Origin of the sequence: Bacillus sp. TL12 (assembly GCF_022625245.1) — a bacterium.
In the GTDB taxonomy this organism is placed as follows: Bacteria; Bacillota; Bacilli; order Bacillales; family Bacillaceae_G; genus Bacillus_A.
This window is the reverse complement of record NZ_JAJJBY010000121.1, coordinates 1-2287: the sequence shown is the minus strand read 5'-3', so window position 1 is coordinate 2287 and position 2287 is coordinate 1. Positions and strand designations below refer to the sequence as shown.

Below are 2287 nucleotides of genomic sequence, written 5' to 3'. Positions count from 1 at the left end.
CTATCAGAAGTAACCCAAAAGGATCATTCTTTTTCATAAAAAATGATCATTGTCCTTATTTTATCCTTTTATCTTATTAACTGATAAATTCAAACGATAATTTCCAAATATAAGAATCTCATCTAACAAACTATTTAACTGTTCCTGTGACTCTAAAACCAATTTTAATATATAACAACCTTCCCCACTTATCTTATGAGCTTCTACAATAGAATCTCTTGTTACAATAAAATCTAAAAACCTAGAATGTTCATTCGTCTTCATAAAAATAGTAATGAAAGCCAAATAAGATTTCCCTAATTTCATCTCATCTAATAAAACTGTATAGGCCTTTATAATTCCTTCTTCCTCCATTTTTCTAATTCTATTACCTACAGCTTGTCCAGTCATATGTATTTCTTTTCCAATATCTTTCCACTGTACTCTTGAATTTTCTTTTAACAAACTTAGTATCTTAATGTCTACATAATCAACCATAATTTTAAATCCTTTCACGACGAAATGATTTGAAGCCAAAGTCTTTCATGAGGATATTACTAATTTTCCTTAGTCTCCCTATAATAAAATTATAAAACAATTTTCAAAATATTGGGGGATGCAAAATGAAAACCGCTTTAGTATTAATTGACATTCAAAATGATTATTTTCCTAATGGAAAAATGGAATTAAATAAACCATTAGAAGCCGTACAACATGCAAAACAAGTTTTAGATTCTTTCCGAGACAAAAAAAGACCTATTATCCATGTACAACATATTTCAGCTAAAGAAAATGCTACTTTTTTTCTACCAAATACAGAAGGAGCCGAAATTCATCAAAAAGTAAAACCATTAGAAAAAGAATATTTGATTAAAAAACATTTTCCAAATAGTTTTCGAGATACTAATTTATTAAGAATTCTTCAAAAAGAAAGTATTGATACTCTTGTTATATGTGGAATGATGACTCATATGTGTATAGATGCAACTGTAAGAGCTGCTAATGATTTAGAATTTCGTTGTATTGTTATAGAAAATGCTTGTACTACAAAAGATTTAGAATTCCAGGAAAACACTATCCCTGCTCAACAAGTACATCAATCTTTTATAAGTGCTTTAAACAATGTATATGCAGAAATAACTACAGCAAATGATCTTACACAAATCATAAATATATAAAAAATATCAAATATACTATTACATAAATCTAAAAAAGATAAAATATTTTTCTGTTGCTGGTTCTCATAATCTCACTTATCAGCAGTCACTGTATCTAAAACCCTAGAAAAAGTCCCTTCAGAAGATTTGAAGGGACTTTTTCGTTCACATAATCAGCGATATCGGAAGTAAATTTAAGTTGTTATTAAAGTAGGTATACCTAGTAGAAATTCTTGAATTGTGCCCGTTTGTTGAAGTTTAATTTTCATTATACTTTTTGTACTGAGTCCAGTGCTTTTTTTAATTCGTCTGATTTTTGAGTGCCGATTACTACTGTGTTATATTGCAACTTTAACTCTATACCTTTATTTCCATTCATGTTATAGGCTTTTTCATTCTTAAGGTTAAAACGAATTCCCCATCCCCCAAATCGTTTTAGCGGACTGTAAGTAATGCATTCATAATGATGTATATCTTTGAAAAGGTACTGCTTATATTGAAAATGAAAAGGAACAAAACGAACATAAAGACCTTTTTCACGGACCTCAATAATCAGTTTCAATACTCCAAGCATTAATACAGGAAAGACAATCCCGAAAAACAACCACATAACAATTAATACACCATTAGGAGCTGGTTTATCTCCAAACGGGATATCAAGAATAATTTGTTGAATAAATCCATACCACATCAGTATGGCGATCCCTAATATGAGTATCCATACCCAAATTGGGGATCGCTGAATCTCACGAAAGATAACTTGTTCTTGTTGTTTCATTAATGATTGTCACCTCCTAAATGGTTTATTTTTTCTCACTCATTTTAAGCTGTTTTGCACTTCCGAAAAATGCGCTCCTAATTATGAATATAACGGAAGAAAGATACATTGTTATCCCTGAGTATTTATTATCAAACATTGTAATATTAAGTAAATTAATGAACATCATCAATATATGTGATATGTACAATCCATTAATATATTTCATTTATCTCCCCTTTACTTTACTTTTTTTCGAAAACCCCTATGTAATAAATAGTGGTTTCTAAAGGTATTATTCAGAATGTCATTTTCCCTATTTTACCATTTGAGAGAGTTGATATGTTGTTTGTTTTTGGTTGAATATTGTATACACACTCGGTTAACATAACGC

The 2287-nt window shown here is 29.6% G+C and carries 4 protein-coding genes; 1 reads left to right on the top strand and 3 read right to left on the bottom strand.

Annotation, left to right across the window (positions count from 1 at the left end; genetic code table 11):
* Positions 1–60 precede the first annotated feature (60 nt).
* Positions 61–477 carry an Lrp/AsnC family transcriptional regulator gene (locus tag LOK41_RS27815; protein ID WP_241819327.1) on the bottom strand — a complete coding sequence of 139 codons (417 nt, stop codon included), beginning with the start codon at positions 475–477 and terminating at the stop codon, positions 61–63.
* 125 nt (positions 478–602) lie between these two features.
* Between LOK41_RS27815 and LOK41_RS27810 the strand changes: the two genes are divergently transcribed.
* Positions 603–1157: a cysteine hydrolase family protein gene (locus LOK41_RS27810; protein ID WP_241819326.1), complete on the top strand. Its 555-nt coding sequence runs from the start codon at positions 603–605 to the stop codon at positions 1155–1157.
* 247 nt (positions 1158–1404) lie between these two features.
* Here LOK41_RS27810 and LOK41_RS27805 read toward each other — a convergent pair whose 3' ends face one another.
* Positions 1405–1914, bottom strand: a complete 510-nt coding sequence (locus LOK41_RS27805) for a DUF6141 family protein (protein ID WP_241819325.1) — start codon at positions 1912–1914, stop codon at positions 1405–1407.
* 25 nt (positions 1915–1939) lie between these two features.
* Positions 1940–2122 carry a hypothetical protein gene (locus tag LOK41_RS27800; RefSeq protein WP_241819324.1) on the bottom strand — a complete coding sequence of 61 codons (183 nt, stop codon included), beginning with the start codon at positions 2120–2122 and terminating at the stop codon, positions 1940–1942.
* Positions 2123–2287 lie beyond the last annotated feature (165 nt).

Bases quoted from the DNA above. Each gene is read 5' to 3' on its own strand.
- LOK41_RS27815 (WP_241819327.1), bottom strand. From the start codon at position 477: ATGGTTGATTATGTAGACATTAAGATACTAAGTTTGTTAAAAGAAAAT.
- LOK41_RS27800 (WP_241819324.1), bottom strand. From the start codon at position 2,122: ATGAAATATATTAATGGATTGTACATATCACATATATTGATGATGTTC.
- LOK41_RS27805 (WP_241819325.1), bottom strand. From the start codon at position 1,914: ATGAAACAACAAGAACAAGTTATCTTTCGTGAGATTCAGCGATCCCCA.
- LOK41_RS27810 (WP_241819326.1), top strand. From the start codon at position 603: ATGAAAACCGCTTTAGTATTAATTGACATTCAAAATGATTATTTTCCT.